The 16,848-nt window shown below is 64.3% G+C and carries 19 protein-coding genes and 1 pseudogene; 13 read left to right on the top strand and 7 right to left on the bottom strand.

The genetic code is table 11. The features are described 5' to 3' along the window. The first annotated feature begins 2 nt into the window (after nucleotides 1–2). The 5 genes from BG83_RS29655 to BG83_RS0105285 all read left to right on the top strand — a co-directional run bounded on the left by BG83_RS29655 (nucleotide 3) and on the right by BG83_RS0105285 (nucleotide 4,813). Entirely contained in the window at nucleotides 3–899 is an 897-nt protein-coding gene (locus BG83_RS29655; RefSeq protein ID WP_024975745.1) for an amidohydrolase family protein, read from the top strand. A gap of 3 nt (nucleotides 900–902) precedes the next feature. Next, complete coding sequence (locus BG83_RS29650) at nucleotides 903–1,679, top strand: SDR family oxidoreductase (RefSeq protein ID WP_024975744.1); 777 nt, start codon at nucleotides 903–905, stop codon at nucleotides 1,677–1,679. A 7-nt stretch (nucleotides 1,680–1,686) separates the two neighbouring features. Then, nucleotides 1,687–2,031 (top strand): L-rhamnose mutarotase, encoded by a 345-nt coding sequence (locus BG83_RS0105295; protein WP_024975743.1) that lies wholly within the window; start codon nucleotides 1,687–1,689, stop codon nucleotides 2,029–2,031. Nucleotides 2,032–2,079: 48 nt separating this feature from the next. Then, nucleotides 2,080–3,135, top strand: coding sequence for a porin (locus BG83_RS0105290; protein ID WP_024975742.1), 1,056 nt, complete (start codon nucleotides 2,080–2,082; stop codon nucleotides 3,133–3,135). Between the two features lie 289 nt (nucleotides 3,136–3,424). Then, on the top strand, nucleotides 3,425–4,813 hold the full coding sequence (locus BG83_RS0105285; protein WP_024975741.1) for an L-cystine transporter: 1,389 nt from the start codon (nucleotides 3,425–3,427) through the stop codon (nucleotides 4,811–4,813). Nucleotides 4,814–4,876: 63 nt separating this feature from the next. On the opposite strand, the gene pcaQ is transcribed toward BG83_RS0105285, so the two are convergent. Continuing rightward, the gene (gene pcaQ / locus BG83_RS0105280) at nucleotides 4,877–5,821 is read right to left on the bottom strand and encodes a pca operon transcription factor PcaQ (protein WP_024975740.1); all 945 of its coding nucleotides are present in this window, start codon (nucleotides 5,819–5,821) and stop codon (nucleotides 4,877–4,879) included. A gap of 102 nt (nucleotides 5,822–5,923) precedes the next feature. On the opposite strand from pcaQ, the gene pcaH reads away from it, so the two are divergent. From pcaH to thpR, 3 genes are all read left to right on the top strand, one after another. Next, nucleotides 5,924–6,673, top strand: coding sequence for a protocatechuate 3,4-dioxygenase subunit beta (pcaH, locus tag BG83_RS0105275; RefSeq protein ID WP_024975739.1), 750 nt, complete (start codon nucleotides 5,924–5,926; stop codon nucleotides 6,671–6,673). Then, complete coding sequence (pcaG, locus tag BG83_RS0105270) at nucleotides 6,673–7,368, top strand: protocatechuate 3,4-dioxygenase subunit alpha (protein WP_024975738.1); 696 nt, start codon at nucleotides 6,673–6,675, stop codon at nucleotides 7,366–7,368. The genes pcaH and pcaG overlap by 1 nt, the downstream gene beginning before the upstream one ends. 145 nt (nucleotides 7,369–7,513) lie before the next feature. Beyond that, the gene (gene thpR / locus BG83_RS0105265; protein WP_024975737.1) at nucleotides 7,514–8,098 is read left to right on the top strand and encodes an RNA 2',3'-cyclic phosphodiesterase; all 585 of its coding nucleotides are present in this window, start codon (nucleotides 7,514–7,516) and stop codon (nucleotides 8,096–8,098) included. 12 nt (nucleotides 8,099–8,110) lie between these two features. Here thpR and BG83_RS0105260 read toward each other — a convergent pair whose 3' ends face one another. Together BG83_RS0105260 and BG83_RS0105255 are read right to left on the bottom strand one after the other, a co-directional pair. Then, entirely contained in the window at nucleotides 8,111–8,806 is a 696-nt protein-coding gene (locus tag BG83_RS0105260; RefSeq protein ID WP_024975736.1) for a DsbA family protein, read from the bottom strand. 25 nt (nucleotides 8,807–8,831) lie between these two features. Then, a complete protein-coding gene (locus BG83_RS0105255) occupies nucleotides 8,832–9,713 on the bottom strand; it encodes an MBL fold metallo-hydrolase (RefSeq protein WP_024975735.1) in 882 nt (293 codons plus the stop codon). A 109-nt stretch (nucleotides 9,714–9,822) separates the two neighbouring features. Between BG83_RS0105255 and BG83_RS0105250 the strand changes: the two genes are divergently transcribed. After that, on the top strand, nucleotides 9,823–10,725 hold the full coding sequence (locus BG83_RS0105250; RefSeq protein WP_024975734.1) for a LysR family transcriptional regulator: 903 nt from the start codon (nucleotides 9,823–9,825) through the stop codon (nucleotides 10,723–10,725). Here the strand turns inward: BG83_RS0105250 and BG83_RS0105245 are convergent. From BG83_RS0105245 to BG83_RS0105230, 4 genes and pseudogenes are all read right to left on the bottom strand, one after another. Beyond that, entirely contained in the window at nucleotides 10,718–11,932 is a 1,215-nt protein-coding gene (locus BG83_RS0105245) for an MFS transporter (protein ID WP_024975733.1), read from the bottom strand. The genes BG83_RS0105250 and BG83_RS0105245 overlap by 8 nt on opposite strands. A gap of 29 nt (nucleotides 11,933–11,961) precedes the next feature. Then, the gene (locus tag BG83_RS0105240; RefSeq protein WP_024975732.1) at nucleotides 11,962–12,789 is read right to left on the bottom strand and encodes an isocitrate lyase/PEP mutase family protein; all 828 of its coding nucleotides are present in this window, start codon (nucleotides 12,787–12,789) and stop codon (nucleotides 11,962–11,964) included. Nucleotides 12,790–12,792: 3 nt separating this feature from the next. Then, nucleotides 12,793–13,074, bottom strand: a pseudogene (locus BG83_RS0105235) (DsbA family protein); the annotation flags it as partial. Nucleotides 13,075–13,081: 7 nt separating this feature from the next. Continuing rightward, complete coding sequence (locus BG83_RS0105230) at nucleotides 13,082–14,026, bottom strand: LysR substrate-binding domain-containing protein (protein ID WP_024975730.1); 945 nt, start codon at nucleotides 14,024–14,026, stop codon at nucleotides 13,082–13,084. A gap of 149 nt (nucleotides 14,027–14,175) precedes the next feature. On the opposite strand from BG83_RS0105230, the gene BG83_RS0105225 reads away from it, so the two are divergent. The 4 genes from BG83_RS0105225 to queD all read left to right on the top strand — a co-directional run bounded on the left by BG83_RS0105225 (nucleotide 14,176) and on the right by queD (nucleotide 16,833). Beyond that, nucleotides 14,176–15,393: an MFS transporter gene (locus BG83_RS0105225; protein WP_024975729.1), complete on the top strand. Its 1,218-nt coding sequence runs from the start codon at nucleotides 14,176–14,178 to the stop codon at nucleotides 15,391–15,393. After that, the gene (locus tag BG83_RS30030) at nucleotides 15,390–15,518 is read left to right on the top strand and encodes a hypothetical protein (RefSeq protein ID WP_268747331.1); all 129 of its coding nucleotides are present in this window, start codon (nucleotides 15,390–15,392) and stop codon (nucleotides 15,516–15,518) included. Before BG83_RS0105225 ends, BG83_RS30030 begins: the two co-directional genes overlap by 4 nt. Before the next feature lie 121 nt (nucleotides 15,519–15,639). After that, the gene (queE, locus tag BG83_RS0105215; protein WP_024975728.1) at nucleotides 15,640–16,278 is read left to right on the top strand and encodes a 7-carboxy-7-deazaguanine synthase; all 639 of its coding nucleotides are present in this window, start codon (nucleotides 15,640–15,642) and stop codon (nucleotides 16,276–16,278) included. A 78-nt stretch (nucleotides 16,279–16,356) separates the two neighbouring features. Then, nucleotides 16,357–16,833: a 6-carboxytetrahydropterin synthase QueD gene (gene queD, locus BG83_RS0105210; protein ID WP_024975727.1), complete on the top strand. Its 477-nt coding sequence runs from the start codon at nucleotides 16,357–16,359 to the stop codon at nucleotides 16,831–16,833. The last annotated feature ends 15 nt before the right edge of the window (nucleotides 16,834–16,848 follow it).

The following is a 16,848-nucleotide window of genomic DNA, read 5'->3' as shown; positions in this document are numbered from 1 at the left end:
CGATGACGGTACCTGCGCTGCCCGTGCCACGAATAGACGCGCACCAGCATTTCTGGCGCTATCAACCCGAGGCGTATTCCTGGATCGGCCCCGGCATGGAAGCTCTGGCCGAAGACCGCCTGCCTGCCAACTTGCTGCCCGAACTGCGCGCGCAACGCCTGGACGCTGCGATTGCCGTCCAGGCGCGCGGGGTGCGTGAGGAGACGGATTTTCTGCTGGGCCTCGCCGCTGCGCACGACTGGATTGTCGGCGTGGTCGGCTGGGAAGACTTGCATGCCGCCGATCTTGAGGCTCGCCTCGAAGCCAGGAGCGGTGAGCACAAACTGGTCGGCTTCCGGCACACCGTGCAGGACGAACCGGACGTTGCCGCATTTCTATTGGACCCGACGTTCGAACAAGGCGTCGCGTTGCTGCAGCTCTGGGGCTACACGTACGACGTGCTGGTGTTTGGCCACCAACTGGAGCCCGCCGTGGATTTCTGCGGCCGGCACGATCGTCACTTGCTGGTGCTGGATCACCTGGGCAAGCCGCCGCTTGAAGCGTTCGAGCGTGATGCGCAGGCGCTGGCAAGGTGGCGGGCTGCGCTTGCGCCACTTAAGGACATGCCGCACGTCGCCTGCAAGCTTTCCGGCCTGCTGACTGAAGCCGACTGGCGAAAAGGCGTGACCGTGCGCGACGTTCAGCACGCGCGCCAATGCCTTGACGTGGCACTCGACGTGTTCGGTCCCAACCGCGTGATGTTTGGGTCGGATTGGCCTGTGTGCCAATTGGCGGCGTCATACGGCACGGTGTACGACGTGCTGCATGTCTGGGCCGAAGAGCGACTGAGCGCCACTGAACGCGCCGACCTCTGGGGTGGCACCGCCGCCCGCTGCTACAACCTGCAACTCAAGGCTTGAACCATGGATTTGCATCTGCAAGACAAAGTCGTAATCGTCACGGGCGGCGCAGCCGGCATTGGCGCGGCCATTTCGCTGCAATTGGCGGCCGAAGGGGCCATCCCCGTCATCTGTGGCAAGAGCCCAATGGCGCCGGCGTTTGAAGCCGAGCTGATGCGCCGGCAGCCGAAGGCGCGCTTCTTCCAGTTCGACCTGGAAGATGAGGTCGATTGCCGCGGCATGGTGGACGAAACCGTGCGCGAGTTCGGACATATCGATGGCCTTGTCAACAACGCCGGCATCAACGACAGCGTTGGGCTGGACGCGGGCCGGGACGCCTTCGTGCGCTCGCTTGAGAAGAACCTGATCCATTACTACGTCATGGCACATCTGTGCCTGCCGCACCTGAAAGCGAGCCGAGGGGCCATCGTCAATATCTCGTCGAAAACGGCGTTGACGGGGCAAGGCAATACGAGCGGGTACACCGCCGCGAAGGGTGCACAGCTGTCGCTCACTCGGGAATGGGCGGCATCGCTGGCGCCGGATGGCGTGCGCGTCAACGCGGTCATTCCGGCGGAGGTACTGACGCCGCTGTATGAACGCTGGATTGCCACGTTCGACAACCCCGATGCCAAGCTCGCGGCAATTACGTCGAAGATCCCGCTCGGTCATCGCATGACCACCGCCGACGAGATTGCCAGCACCACGGTCTTCCTGCTCTCTGCGCAGGCCTCCCACACGACGGGGCAGTGGGTATTTGTCGATGGTGGCTACACGCACCTCGACCGTGCCCTGACGTGAGGTTGCCATGCGCTACTGCCTCGCTCTGGATCTGAAAGACGACGCGGCGCTCATCGCCACGTACGAAGCCCACCATCAACGCATCTGGCCGGAAGTCGCCCGCCACCTGCGCGTGCACGGCGTGATCGGCATGGAGATCTATCGGCTGGGCACCCGCATGGTGATGTGGATGGATACCGACGACGCCATCTACGACGCCGAGCGCATGGCGCTTGCCACCGACACGGACCCGAAGATCCGCGAATGGGAAGCGCTGATGTGGCAGTTTCAGGCGCCCACCCCCTGGACGCCCGCGGGGCAGAAGTGGATACCGATGAGCCGCATTTTCGATTTGCAACAGCAACCGCAGTAGCAGCAATTCCGGCCGTGGCCGGCATGACACCAGAGAGAGGAGATGACAATGAAGAAACGGGTAACTTGGCCGCTGTGCGCGGCAATCGTGTGCGCGGCCGCTGGCGCCGCGCATGCACAAACCAACGTCACGCTGTACGGCCGCGTCGCCAGCGGCATCGACTATCAGAACAACGTCGCCCCCACCGCGACCTCCCCGGGCGGCAGCCTCTGGCGCGCCGCCGACAACCAGTGGGGGACCAGCATGTTCGGGTTCATGGGCAAGGAGGATCTGGGCGGTGGCCTGCAGGCGGTCTTCCGGCTGGAGTCCGGCTTTGGCGCGGCGCAAGGCAAAACCAACGGTGACGCGCTGTTTAATCGCCGTTCGTACGTCGGCCTGTCCAGCCCGACCTGGGGCACGTTGACGGCCGGCAAGAACCTCTTCATCAGCAACGACGTCTGGTTCCTGGACCCGACCGGCCAGCAGTTCATCGGCTCGGCCACGCTGGTGCGCGGGCGTAACTGGCCGGGCGCCAACAACGTCGTCGAATACCAAAGCCCGACCTGGGGCGGCTTCCAGATCGGCCTGCAGACCGGCCTGGGTGAACAACCCGGCTCGTTCACGAACAGCCGTCGCGATGGCGTGTCCGCCGTCTACACCGCCGGCCCGCTGGAAGTGCGCGCGATCTACGACGTGATCCGCGACGGCAACGGCAAGTTCAGCGACATCTTCAATTTCTCGAAGGAAGCGACGATCGGCGGCACGTACACCATCGGCAAGGCGAAGCTGTTTGCCGCGTATGAAAACCTGTCTGCACCGGATGCGGCAGCGGGCGCCCCGACCAAGGCCAATCATTACTGGCTGGGCATCAACTATGAAGTCACGCCGGCGCTGACGCTGATCGGCGCGGCCTATCGCGTCAACGTGAACCACGGTGGCGGCAACGCCAACCTGTTCATGGCGGGTGCCAACTACAACCTGTCCAAGCGCACGATGCTGTACGCGAGCGTGGGCACGGTGCAGAACAGCGCTACCGCCAACTTCTCGGTCGAAGCAACCAACAACAACCCGGCGCCGGGTAAGAACCAACTGGGTGCCTACACCGGTATCGTTCACTCGTTCTGACTGAGCGTGACCTCCTGATCGCTCGGCTCCTTGTCAGCCCGCACTTGTGCGGGTTTTTTTTCGTTCTCGGAAAGCCACTCGCGCGCGGGGGGACTGGGCGTTGCGAGCATTCGCGCACGGGCATTCCTCGTCACCGCACACGGCAGTGCGTCAGCCGTAAAGCCAAGCCTGTGCTGGATCTACGGCGGATTGGCCTGCATTTTTGATGCGATCCGTGCTCGGGCAACCTTTGTGCAACTGGCGTAAGATTCCGGCTCGATTTCGATCGCAACGTGCGACTCAAAGGAACATGAACCTTCCGCTCTTACTGAATATCGCGACTTTTGTCGTCATCCTGCTTGCTCTGGGGCGCGTGAACGCGAGCTGGAGTCTGGCCAAACGTGTGCTGCTTGGCATGGTGCTGGGCATCGTTTTCGGCCTGGTGCTGCATCTCATCTATGGTGACGACAGCGCGACGCTCAAGCAGTCGATCTCCTGGTTCAGCATCGTTGGCGGCGGCTATATCCAGCTGCTGCAGATGATCGTCATGCCGCTCGTGCTGGTCTCTGTGCTGAACTCGGTTGCCAAGCTCAACAGCACGGCGTCGCTGGGCAAGATCAGCGTGCTGACGATCGGCACGCTGCTGCTCACGACGTTGATCTCCGCGCTGGTCGGGGTGTTCGTCACCAACCTGTTTGGGCTGACTGCGCAGGGGCTGGTGCAAGGCGCGCAGGAAACGGCCCGGCTGACTGCCATCCAAGACAGCTATGTCGGCAGGGTGGCGGACCTGTCGGTGCCACAACTGGTGCAGTCCTTTATCCCGAAGAACCCGTTTGCCGAGCTGACCGGCGCCAAGCCGACGTCCATCATCGGCGTGGTGATCTTCGCGGCGTTCCTGGGTGTGGCGGCGTTGAACCTGCTTAAGGACGATGCAGTCAAGGGCGAGCGCGTGCTGACCGCCATCGATACCGCGCAGGCCTGGGTGATGAAGCTCGTGCGGCTTGTCATTCGCCTGACGCCTTACGGCGTGCTTGCGCTGATGACCAACGTGGTGGCCGTGTCCAACGTGCAGGACATCATCAAGCTCGGCGGCTTCGTGGTGGCGTCTTACCTGGGCCTGGCGATCATGTTTGGCGTACATGCCGTGCTGCTCACGCTCAACGGCATCAATCCGCTTCGCTTCTTCCGCAAGGTCTGGCCGGCGCTGTCTTTCGCGTTCACGAGCCGGTCCAGTGCCGCGACCATTCCGCTTAGCATCGAGGCGCAGACGCGGCGCATCGGCGTGCCGGAGTCGATTGCCAGCTTCGCCGCCTCGTTTGGCACCACCATTGGCCAGAACGGTTGCGCGGGCCTGTATCCCGCCATGCTGGCAGTCATGGTGGCGCCCACCGTCGGCATCAACCCGTTTGATCCGGTGTGGATTGCCACGCTGGTGGCGATCGTCACGCTCAGCTCGGTTGGCGTGGCAGGCGTGGGTGGCGGCGCCACTTTCGCGGCATTGATCGTGTTACCGGCCATGGGCTTGCCGGTGACGCTCGTGGCGTTGCTGATCTCCATCGAGCCCCTGATCGACATGGGCCGTACCGCGCTCAACGTCAATGGTTCGATGACTGCTGGAACGATCACCAGCCAATTGCTCGGACAGACCGATCGCAGTGTCTTCGATGCTGCGGATGACGTGGAGATGGCGCACCGCTGATCTGCGCCTCGAACGCAAAAATGCCGGCCATGAGGTCGGCATTTTTTTTGAAGGCGGAGCGGCTCAGTGGGGCGCTTGCGCCAGTTCGGTCAACAGTTCCATGAAGGCGCCGGCCAATTCGCTTGGTGTGGCGTCGCTTCTGCGCAGCAAGCCGACGGGTTCCTTGGTGCTGGACGTGGTGATGTTCAGACGGGCAAGTTGCCCGTGCGCCAGGTCGTCGGCGGCGGAGCGCTCGGGCGTGATCCACACCGCGTCGGATCGACACGCCAGCAACCGTGCAACGGACACCGAAAGCGTTTCCGTCACACCCGCGGGCAAGCGCAGCCCGTGCGTCTGGAACAGCGCCTCGGTGTGATGGCGCGGCACTGTTCCCGGCGTGGCGATCACCAGCGGGTAGTCCAGCACCGCCTGCAACGAAGCCGATGCCCCGGGCTGCATCAACAGCGGATGCCCGGGCCGCACGACCAGCGCCAGCGGCTCGGCATACAGCAGTTCGAACGACAGCCCCTGCATGCGATCCGGCTCGGCCATGCGCCCGACGATGAAGTCGAGTTCGCCGGCCTTGAGCGCGGTCAGCAGCTCGACATTGGTGCCGGTACGCAAGCGCACACCGGCATGCGGGCGCTGCGCGTGCAGATGCGCAATCGCCTGGGGCAGCAGGCTGCTCGCCACCGTCGGCAGGGCGCCCACATGCACGACTGGCGCGGAAGCATCCGTCGACCCCATCAGTGCGGCAGTGGCCGATTCAAGCGCCTGCGTCACGCCCACCGCATGCCGGAGGAATTGCTCGCCGGCAGCGGTGAGCCGTGCACCTTGCCGGCCGCGCTCCACGAGTTGCACACCGGCCAGCGCTTCCAGTTCACCCAGTGTTTTCGAGACCGCTGGCTGGCTCAGGTGCAGCCGCTCGGCAGCGCGCCGCAGGTTGCGCTCCTGCGCGATGGCGACAAAGCAGCTCAGATGGCGAAACCGGATGCGGGACGGCAGGTCGGCCGAAAAGACTCTTTCCATAACGTGGGGTTATCGATTTTCCGATAAGAAGTCAATTTACTTCACTTTTTGGCGGCGATACAGTCTTCCCACGATTTCATAAGTTTCATAAGGAGACGCCCCATGACCCTGCCGCTTTCCGGCACCGGCGAATTCGCCCAGCGCGACACCGCGCAGCATCCGCTCGCACTGACGCCCGGCTACAAGACTAGCGTGCTGCGCTCGCCGCGCAACGCGCTCATCTCCACGCTCAACACGCTGTCGGAAACGACCGCACCGGTGTTCCATGCCGACGACCTGGGCGCGCTCGACAACGATCTCATCCTCAACTACGCCAAGGAAGGCCTGCCGATCGGCGAGCGCATCATCGTCCACGGCTACGTGCGCGACGAGTTCGGCCGTCCCGTGCCGAACGCCCTGGTGGAGGTATGGCAGGCCAACGCCGGCGGCCGCTACCGCCACAAGAAGGACCAGTACATCGCGCCGATCGACCCGAACTTCGGCGGCTGCGGCCGCATGCTGACGGATGCCAACGGCTACTACGTCTATCGCACCATCAAGCCCGGCCCGTATCCGTGGCGCAACCGCATCAACGATTGGCGCCCGTCGCACATCCATTACTCGCTCTCCGGCGACGGTTGGGCGCAGCGCCTGATCACGCAGATGTACTTCGAGGGCGACCCGATGATCGCGCAATGCCCCATCATCAAGACCATCCCTAGCGAAGAGCAGGTGCGAGGCCTGATTGCGCTGCATGACACGGCAAACCACGTGCCGCTCGACAGCCGCTGCTACCGCTTCGACATCACGCTGCGCGGCCGCCGTGCCACGCATTTCGAGAACGCCGTGCCCGCCCTGCAAGGAGCCAAGTGATGACCACGACCACACTGCGTGAATCGCTCGAACGGGACCAGGCAGCGGCCATGACGGCAACGCCGCCATTCGCGCATTTCAACGAAACCGCGTCGCAGACGGGCGGCCCGTATGTGCACATCGGCCTTGCACCACGCCAGGCCGGTTTCGACATCTACGACAAGGAATTCGGCAGCGTACTCACCACGCCGGCCACGCGCGGCGAACGCATCGCGCTGGAAGGCCGCGTCTACGATGGCTCCGGCTCGCTCGTGCGTGATGTGCTGATCGAGATCTGGCAAGCCAACGCCGACGGCAAATACGCGCATCCCGCAGACCGGCAGGACAAGGCTGTCGACCCGGCATTCCGTGGCTGGGGCCGAGCCGGCGCGGATTTCGATACGGGCGTCTATCGTTTCGACACCATCAAGCCGGGCGCGGTGGCCGGCCGCAGCGGGTCGACGCAGGCACCGCACATCTGCATGATCCTGTTTGCACGCGGCATCAACCTCGGCCTGCATACCCGCGTGTACTTCAGCGATGAGGCTGCAGCCAACGGTACGGACCCGGTACTGAACGGCATCGAGTGGGAAGTGCGCCGAAAGACGCTGATTGCCCAGCGCAGCGAGCGTAACGGCGAGGTGGTCTACACCTTCGACGTGCGCCTGCAAGACACGCCCGATGGCGGCGCCGAGACCGTGTTCTTCGATATCTGATCGCTGCATCACATCTGCAAAGACCACGCCCGGCAGGTTGTCACCGCCGGGCGTTGTTTTTGATGCGGTCAGCAGGACTTTCAGCGAGACGTCATGCGGGCGTTGATAATGGATAGATCGCCAACCGGCGTTTGACGACCCTGCCGTGACCCAGCTGACCCTTCCCGGATTCGAAGCCACCCCGCAGTTGCCTGCGCATCGCCTGTTTCTGGCGGTCAAACCTGACGTCGAAACTGCAGGGCGCATTGCGCGCCTGATCGAACAATTGCGGCCCGTGGTGGGTTTCAAAGGCAAGGCGCTGCGTACGGAGCGTCTGCATGTCACGCTGCATCATCTGGGCGATTTCGTTCATCTGCCGCCTGACGATATCGTGGCGCGCGTGCGCGCAGCGGCGGACAGCCTGGCCTTGCCGGCATTCGATGCCACGCTCAACCAGGTGGTGAGCTTTCATGGCCGGCGCGATCACCGGCCATTTGTTCTCTTGGGCGATGAAGGTGTGGCCGGTTTGATGGCGTTTCAGGCGGCGCTGGGCGAAACGCTCCAGCATGCCGCCGTGCCGGTGCCGCGCGGGACGTTCAAGCCGCACATCACGCTGCTGTATGACCGCGGCGGCTTTGCGCCGAAGGCGGTCGAGCCCATTACCTGGACGGTGCGCGAGTTCGTTCTCATCCATAGCTGGCTGGGCAAGACGCGTTACGACGAACTTGCCCGCTGGCAGCTCAAGGGCTGAGCTGCCACACCGTCAAGCGCAACCGTCCGGGCCGCAGACAGGGCCATCGGCTTCGCTGGCCGGGGCCGGCGCGCCGATGTGCTGGGTCAATGCTTGTGCCCAGTGCTCCGGGTTGCCAAGCCACGGGCCGATATCGATGATGCCGAGCTGGCCTTCCGCATCTTCCAGCGCAAACGTCGGAAAACCCTGACCACCGACACGATCGAGCCACTGCCGGCTTTGCGCGATGTGCTTCTGCGTCGGGCTGCCGGCTTGCTGCGCGTATCCCGCATCGAATGCTTCGGGCGATAGGCCGATCTCCGCGGCCAGCTCGCGCAGTACAGGCACGTCGGCAATGCGTCGGCCTTCTTCGTAATGCGCGCGCTGGATGCGGTGGATCATGTCCAGCCCGCAGCCGCCAAGCGCTTGCGCCGCGAGCACGGCGGTAATGGGCGGCTCCGAATCCATCACGGCCGTCGTGTCGCGCAACAGGCCTTCAAAGTAGGGCTGGCCAAAGGGTTGGCCGGTCAATTCTGCGATGCGGTGGTCGTGCGGCATCACGTAGTCGCGCCACTGCGGCGTGACTGCGCGGCGATTCGGGCCGGCGAGCATCCCACCGCCGTGGAATGCGATCGTCAGGCCGGGCACGGTCCGTGCGGCTTCCACCAGCGGCGCGGCGCCGTAGCACCAGCCGCACAACGGGTCGTAGATGTAATGCAACGTCGTCATGTTGTTTTCCATGTGACGGGCCAGCTTACTGCGGCCACTTCATTTCGCCCTTGATGACCTTGGCGCTCAAGTCCAGCGATGCATCGCCGGCCAGCGTCGGGTACGCAGCCTTCATCGCCTTGACCAGCGCTGCCGAATTGTCGGCCTTCGCGGCCTGTACCTCGAAGGTCTTCAGGTAATCCGCCGTAAAGCGCACTGCCTCCAGCCCCTTGGGCATTGCCCCGGTGAAGTGCCCGGGCACCACCGTCGTCGGGTGGAGCGCCTCGATGCTGTCGAGCGTCTGCAGCCAGCCCAGGCGCGATTCGCGCGTCTGCGTGTCGGCCACCCATACGTGATCGCCGTTGAAGACCACCACGCCGCCGGCCACGGTCTCGATGGAGGGAATCCACAGATACGTGCGTGCCGGGTTCGGGCCGTTCAGGCCTTTGATCTCGATGGCGCGGCCTTCCAGCGTCAGGTGGTTGGCGTGCAGCACTTCGGGCAGCACGAGCGCCTTGGGCGCATTGTCTTTCAGGATCGGGCCCCAGTAGGCCAGCTTGCCGTCCATCGATGCCTTGATGGCGGCCACCGTTTGCGGCGTGGCCACGATCTTCGCCTTCGGGAATGCCGCGCGGATGACATCCAGCCCGAAGTAATAATCCGGATCGCTATGGCTGATGTAGACGGTGGTAAGCGTCTTGCCGCTGGCCTTGAGTTTCTGCACGAGCGCTTGCGCGTCGCTGCGCTGGAATTGCGCGTCGATCAGGATGGCCTCGTGTGCGCCGGCGATGATTTCCGACGACACGGGGAAGATGCCCTTGTCGCCAGGGTTGTAGACATCAAGGTGCAGTGGCGCCGGTGCGCCGGCGTGGGCAATCAGGCCGGCTGTGGCAAGGGCGGCGGCAAGCAGGGTGCGGAGCAGGGGCATCGAGTTTCTCCAGTTGGATGTGGTGAGTGCGATGCCGCTACTGTAGGTTGCTTGATTCGATCAAAAAACCACCTAAGATGCGCATATTTGTTTCGCCAATCGATCAAATATGGATCGCATTACGTCTGCCGAAGTGTTTGTGGCGATCGTCGAGCGCGGCAGTCTGAGCGGCGCCGCCGAAGGGCTCGACATGTCTCGCGCGATGGTCACGCGTTATCTGGCGCAGATGGAGGCCTGGTCCGGCGCGCGGCTGCTGCATCGGACCACGCGCCGCATCGGCCTGACGCCGGCCGGTGAAGCCACGCTCGCGCGCTGCCGCCAGATGCTGGAAATCGCTTCACAGATGGCCGTGGCGGATGGCCCCGAAGCCGATTCGCCGCGCGGGCTCCTGCGCATTGCCTGTGCGCAATCCCTGGCGCAGCAGATCTTGAGTGCAGCGGTGACAGGTTACCTGCGGCGCTATCCGCAAACGGCGGTCGATCTGGTGGTCGACAATCGCACCATCAACCTTGTGGAAGAGCGCATCGACCTGGCCGTGCGCATTACCAATGACCTTGACCCGAACCTGATTGCGCGCCCGCTGGGCGTGTGCGAATCGGTCGTGGTAGCGGCACCGTCGTACCTGGCCGCGCATGGCACACCGCGGCGCGTGGAGGACTTGGCCGTTCACAACTGCCTGACGTATTCGTACTTCGGCAAAAGCCTGTGGAAGTTCACGGATGCGAAGACGGGTGCCCCGTCGGATGTGCCGGTGGGCGGCAATCTGAGTGCGAATGAGTCGATGGTGTTACTGACAGCGGCACGAGAGGGCGCGGGCATTGCGTTACAGCCGGTGTTTGCGGCCGCACCGCTGATCGCCAGCGGGCAACTCGTGCGCTTGTTGCCTGAGCACGCGCCGCAGGCGCTGGGCATTCATGGCGTGTACAGCTCGCGCAGGCAGATGCCGGCGGCGCTGCGGGCGATGTTGGATTTTCTGGTGGACTGGTTCAGGGTGCAGCCGAACGTTACGTGATCGGCCCCGAAGACTTCCCTCGTATCGCCAGCAGCCCCAACGCCAGCACGCAGAATAACGCCCCCGCGTGGAACGTTGCGGCTGCGCCCAGCTTGTCCCACAGCAGCCCGGCCAGAACGCTGGCGCCCAACATGGCCAGTCCGCTTACCAGGTTGAACATGCCGTATGCGGTGCCGCGCAAATCGGCCGGTGCAGTATCGGCGACCATGGTTGCCAGCAAGCCCTGCGTGATGCCCATGTGCACGCCCCACAACGCCACGCCCACGACGACCACGCTCCAATGGGCGGACAGACCAAGCACCACATCGGCGGCAATCAAGACCACCAGCCCGAGCGCCAGGAGCTTTGTATGGCTCATGCGGTCTGAGAGCTTGCCGAACGGATACGCCGCCAGCGCATAGACGACGTTCATCGCCACCATGACCAGCGGCACCAGTGCGACCGGAATGCCGCCCTGCTGGGCACGCAGGACCAGGAAGGCCTCTGAAAAGCGTGCCAGGGTGAAGACCGCGCCGATCATCACCACCCACCAGTACGCGCTGTTCAGCCGCTGGAGGTTGGCACGGCGGATCGGATTGGTGCGGCGGGCGCCGTTGTGGGTCTCTGGCTCGCGCAGGCCAAACATCAGCAGCGCTACGGATAACAGCCCAGGCACCACGGCCACCCAGAACACGGCGCGGAAATCATCGGCCCACAGCAGCATCAGCCCGACGGCCAGAAGCGGCCCCAGAAACGCGCCCACGGTATCGAGCGCCTGCCGCAGCCCGAAGGCCGCGCCGCGCAGCGCAGGCGGAGCAATGTCGGCGACCAGCGCATCGCGCGGCGCACCGCGGATACCCTTGCCGACACGGTCCAGCAGGCGTGCTGTCAATACAATGCCCGCCGTGGGCGCCATGGCGAACAACGGCTTGGACAGTGCGCCGAGCGCATAGCCGAAGACCGCCAAGCCCTTGCGCTTGCCGAGGTAGTCGCTCAGCGTGCCGGAGAATATCTTGACGATGAGCGCGGTCGATTCGCCCAAGCCCTCGATCAGTCCGACCGACAAGGCACTTGCCCCCAGCACCGACACCATGAACAGCGGCAGCAGGCTGTGGATCATCTCGGAGGCGATGTCCATCAGCAGGCTAACGCAGCCGAGCACCCAGATGCCGGCGGGAATCTGGCGCAGGCCGCCGGGCGGTTTGGCGTGGGTTGGGGAGGGCACCATGGTTGATTGCTTTTGTTTAGCGGCGAGCGTCAGGCGAACTGCGCAAAGAGGCCGTTGAGCTTGGCCCCGCTGGCGGCATCGTGCGCAAAGTTGAACGTGCCGGCGGTGCGCAGTTCTTCCGCCGCACGCTGGAACGCACCCATGGCCACCCGTGCCAGCGTGGCGCCCACACTGATGCGCTTGACGCCCAGTTCGGCCAGTTCGGCCACGCTCAGGTTGCCGTCGGCAAAGCCCATCAGCACATTGAGTGGGCGATCGATCTCGCGCAGCACCGTGGCGATCTCGTCGCGCGTTTTCAGGCCCGGAGCGTAGAGCACGTCGGCGCCGGCGTCCTGGAAGGCTTGCAGGCGGCGGATCGTGTCGGCAAGGTCGTTGCGGCCGTGCAGGAAGTTTTCGGCGCGCGCAGTGAGCGTGAACGGAAACGGCAGCGAGCGCGCAGCCTCCACCGCAGCGCGCACGCGTTCCACCGATGCCTCTAGCGAATAGATCGGCGCATCTGCGCGGCCCGTGGCGTCCTCAATCGAGCCGCCGACGATGCCGGTGGCGCCTGCCAGGCGGATCGTCTCTGCTACCGTTTCCGGCTCATCGGCAAAACCGTTTTCCAGATCGGCAGCCATGGGCACATCCGTGGCAGCAGCCAGGTCGGCCACATGCGCGAGGATGGTGTCGCGGCCGACGCCATAGTCCGGCTGCCCGCGCGAGAACGCGAAGCCCGCGCTGGTGCTGGTCAATGCTTCGAAGCCGAGCGACGCCAGCAGCCGGGCCGAGCCCCGGTCCCACGGGTTGGGGATCACGAAGGTGCCGCTGCGCTCGTGCAGCGCGCGGAAGGCGTGAGCTTTTTCGATCTGGGTTGCCATGGTCTATCCGGTGTGAAGTGGATGGGGGCTGGACTGCAATGCTGCGGCACAGGCGAGCGCATCGTCCAGGCGGTCATTGCGCCAGAACATCGCGTCGCCAACAAAGAACGTGGGAGCGCCAAAGATGCCACGAATCTGCGCGATGTGCGTTTGTTCGCGCAGGCGGGGCTTGCTGGTGTCGGACTGCGCCTGCGTCAGGATGGCGTCGGCAGGCAAGCCGAGCGCCGTCAGTTCTTTGGCCGCGGCCTCGGGCGTGTAAATGTCGCGGTCCTGGGCGAAGTTGCGCGGCGTGTCACGCAAGTTCGGATGCGCCAGACGCATGTGTAGCCTGGGTGGCTGCCTCCGAGCAAATCCAGGCGGCCACATCGCGCACATCGCGGCGCGGGTTCGGCTCGGACTGGATCAGCCAGTACGCATGCGTGTTGCGCACCCCAGGCGCGATAGTCGGTATGGTGACCAGACGGCCGTCGGCCAACAGCGGGGCGATCAGTTCCAGGCGCCCGAGGGCGATGCCCCGACCGGCCACCGTCGCATGGATGATCTGGTCGTGCTGGTTGAAGCGCAGCACGGTGCGCGGTTTGGCGTGACTCCAGCCGGCGGCGGCCAGCCAGTCGGTCCACTGGAGCCACGGGCGGCGCAGGTCTCGGTCGTCAAAATCGAGCAGCGTCAGGCCGGCAAGCGCCTCGGCGGAATCCAGCGAGCGCAGCCCCAGCGACGGATGCGCGACCGGCGCAACGGTTTCCCCAAACAGCCGGATTGCGCCGGGCGGTGCATCGCCCGGTGGGCAATACCGGATGGCAAGCTCGATGCCTTCGTTCTTCAGGTCGACGAGGCGGTTGTTGGTGGCCACGCGCACGTCGATGTCGGGGTACTGCTGTTGGAAGCGCGCCAAGCGCGGCAGCAGCCACAAGCCTGTGACGCCGATGCTGGCCGTGATCGTGACCGGCCGGCGTTCGGCCGCCACGCGGAGGGCGCCAATGGCGTCCTGCAACTGCTGCACGGCGCTGTCGGCGCTGCGGAACAGGCGTTCACCCTCGGGCGTGAACGCGATCGAACGGTGCCCGCGCACCAGCAGCTTCACGCCCAACGCCTCTTCCAGCGCCGACACCTGCCGGCTCACGGCGGATTGCGTCAGGCACAGGTCATCGGCCGCGAGCGTGATGCTCATGCGCCGGCCCACCGCCACGAAACCGCGCAGCAAGTCCAGGGAGGCCAACCTAACCAGGGGAGTCGACATGCGTTTTCCTCATGCAAGGCGTTCTCAAAGGTCAGTTGAGAAGCAGGATATGGCGAAATTTAATAAGCCATCAGGCGACATTCCAGCCAAATGCACATTGAGCACGCTTGCAAAGCGGGAATGTCAGTCACATCGGAGAAAAAACGCTCATGACATCGAAATCTCTCACCCAATCGCCCTGGTTGCCGGTACTGGCCGGCGGGGCGGTGATCGGCCTTGCGCTGGGCATTCGCCACGTGCAAGGCCTCTTCCTCGTGCCGGTCACCATGGATCACGGCTGGACACGCGAAACCTTCGGCCTGGCGATCGCGTTGCAGAACCTCATCTGGGGTGCAGCCCAGCCATTTGCGGGCATGCTGGCTGACCGCTACGGGGCAGCCAAAGTGGTCGTTGCGGGCATCGTGGCGTATGCGCTCGGTTTGCTGCTGATGGCACATGCCGGCACGCCGCTGGGTTTCACGCTGTCGGCGGGCGGGCTGATCGGGTTGGGGCTGTCAGGCACGTCGTTCGGCGTTGTGTATGGCGCAATCAGCCGATTGACGCCCCCTGAGCGGCGCAGTTGGGCGCTGGGCGTGGCCGGTGCGGTGGGCGGTGTCGGCCAGTTCGTGATGGTGCCGACCGCACAGGGCTTGCTGAGCACGGTCGGCTGGGTGACGGCGCTGGTGGTCATGGCTGTGGTCATGGCGATGTTCGTGCCGCTGGCCACGCCGTTGCGCGAAAAAATCTCGACTGCCGCCGCACAGGAAGCGCACCAGAGCATGGGCGCGGCCATTTGCGAGGCCTTTTCTCACCGCGGTTTCTGGCTGCTGAATCTCGGTTTTCTGACGTGCGGCTTCCAGCTCGCCTTCATCGGTGCGCACATGCCGGCGTACCTGCTCGACAAAGGGCTCACCGGCCGACACGGCATGGTCGCACTGGCGCTGATTGCCGCCGCCAACATCGTCGGCACGTATTATTGCGGCGCGCTGGGCGGGCTGTTCCGGCGCAAGTATCTGCTCTCGCTCCTGTACCTGATTCGCACGGCGGCGATTGCGCTGTTCATCCTGCTGCCGCTGTCGCCGGCAACCCTGTATGCGTTTGCCATCGTGATGGGCCTGCTATGGTTGGGCACGGTGCCGCTGACAAACGGGCTGCTGTCGCAGGTGTTCGGGGTGCGCTATATCGGCACGCTGTTCGGTTTCGTGTTCCTTGGCCACCAGATCGGCGCGTTCCTGGGCGTATGGTTGGGCGGCGTGGTGTACGACCACCTGCATTCCTACGACGCGATTTGGTTTGGCGCGATGGCGCTCGGCGTGGTGGCCGCGCTGCTGCACTGGCCGATCGACGATCGCCAACTCGCGCGCACGCCGGTGGCGCAACCGGCATGAACGCGCAGCTCAAACGATGGACGGCGTGGGCACTGGCGGCGGCCGGCGCCGCCTTCATTTTTGCGGCATGGCTCACGCCAGAGGGCGCTTTTTCCTTTGTGACGCTGACGTCCTTCTGCGGGTAGGGCGGCGTAACAGCCCGATTTGTGAAACAATATCGGGTTAATCACTAGTGGGCACTGGTACGGTTTGCGCGGGAATGGCGTCGATTTTGCGGCGTTCTCCTGTGAATGCCACCGTTCAGACATGACTTACGCCGTTAAGGAAATTTTCTACACGCTGCAAGGCGAAGGTGCCAACACCGGCCGTGCAGCTGTCTTCTGCCGCTTTGCCGGCTGCAATCTCTGGAGTGGGCGCGAAGCCGATCGCGCCACTGCCGTCTGCCAATTCTGTGACACCGATTTCGTCGGCACGGACGGCACACAAGGCGGCAAATACACCACTGCCGATGCACTTGCCGATACCGTTGCCGCCGAATGGCCAGCCAACGCCGCGGGCGGCAAGCCGCTCGTCATCTGCACCGGCGGCGAGCCGCTGCTGCAACTCGACAAACCTCTGATCGACGCGCTGCACGCACGCGGCTTCGAAATCGCCATCGAGACCAACGGCACCATCGCCGTGCCGGAAGGCATCGACTGGGTGTGCGTGAGCCCCAAGATGGGCTCTGAACTCGTCGTCACGCGCGGCGACGAGCTGAAAGTGGTGATTCCGCAAGACGGACAGGACCTCGACGCATACGAACGGCTGGATTTCCAGCATTTCTTCCTGCAGGCCATGGACGGCCCGCTTGCCCGGCAGAATACGGCGCTCGCCGTTGAGCTGTGCCAGCGCCGGCCGCGCTGGCGCCTGTCGCTGCAAACCCATAAGATGCTGGGCATCCGCTAAGGCGGGCCGCAGCACTTTGTCCCCGGTTTTCTGCCGGTTCCAGCCGTTTCGCGGCGCCTGCTGCCGCCACCTTGCTCCATGACCAAGACCGTTTCCATCACGCGCCGGCTCGAATTCGACGCCGGCCACCGCATCCCAGGCCATGTCGGCCAGTGCCGCAACCTGCACGGGCATCGCTACCAGCTCGAACTCACGCTCACCGGCGAAGTCCTGCACAACGACAAGGCTGCCGACGACGGCATGATCCTCGACTTCGGCGACGTCAAACAGCTCGCCAACAAGCATCTCGTCGACCTGTGGGACCACGCTTTCCTCGTCTATCGCGGCGATACCAAGCTGGTCGAATTCCTGAACGATATGGAAGGCGGTCACAAGACCGTCGTGCTGAATGACGTGCCCACCGTCGAGAACCTCGCACAGGTTGCGTTCGACATTCTAGAGCCCGTGTTCCGCAACACGTTCGGGCACCATCTGCGCCTGTCCAAGCTCGTGCTGTACGAAACCCCGAACTGCTGGGCCGACGTGAAACTCGCGCGCCCGCACGAGCAGGATTGACGATCTTCCCCGCAC

Origin of the sequence: Ralstonia pickettii (assembly GCF_000607165.1) — a bacterium.
In the GTDB taxonomy this organism is placed as follows: domain Bacteria; phylum Pseudomonadota; class Gammaproteobacteria; order Burkholderiales; family Burkholderiaceae; genus Ralstonia; species Ralstonia holmesii.
This window is presented reverse-complemented; position numbering and strand designations above follow the sequence as displayed.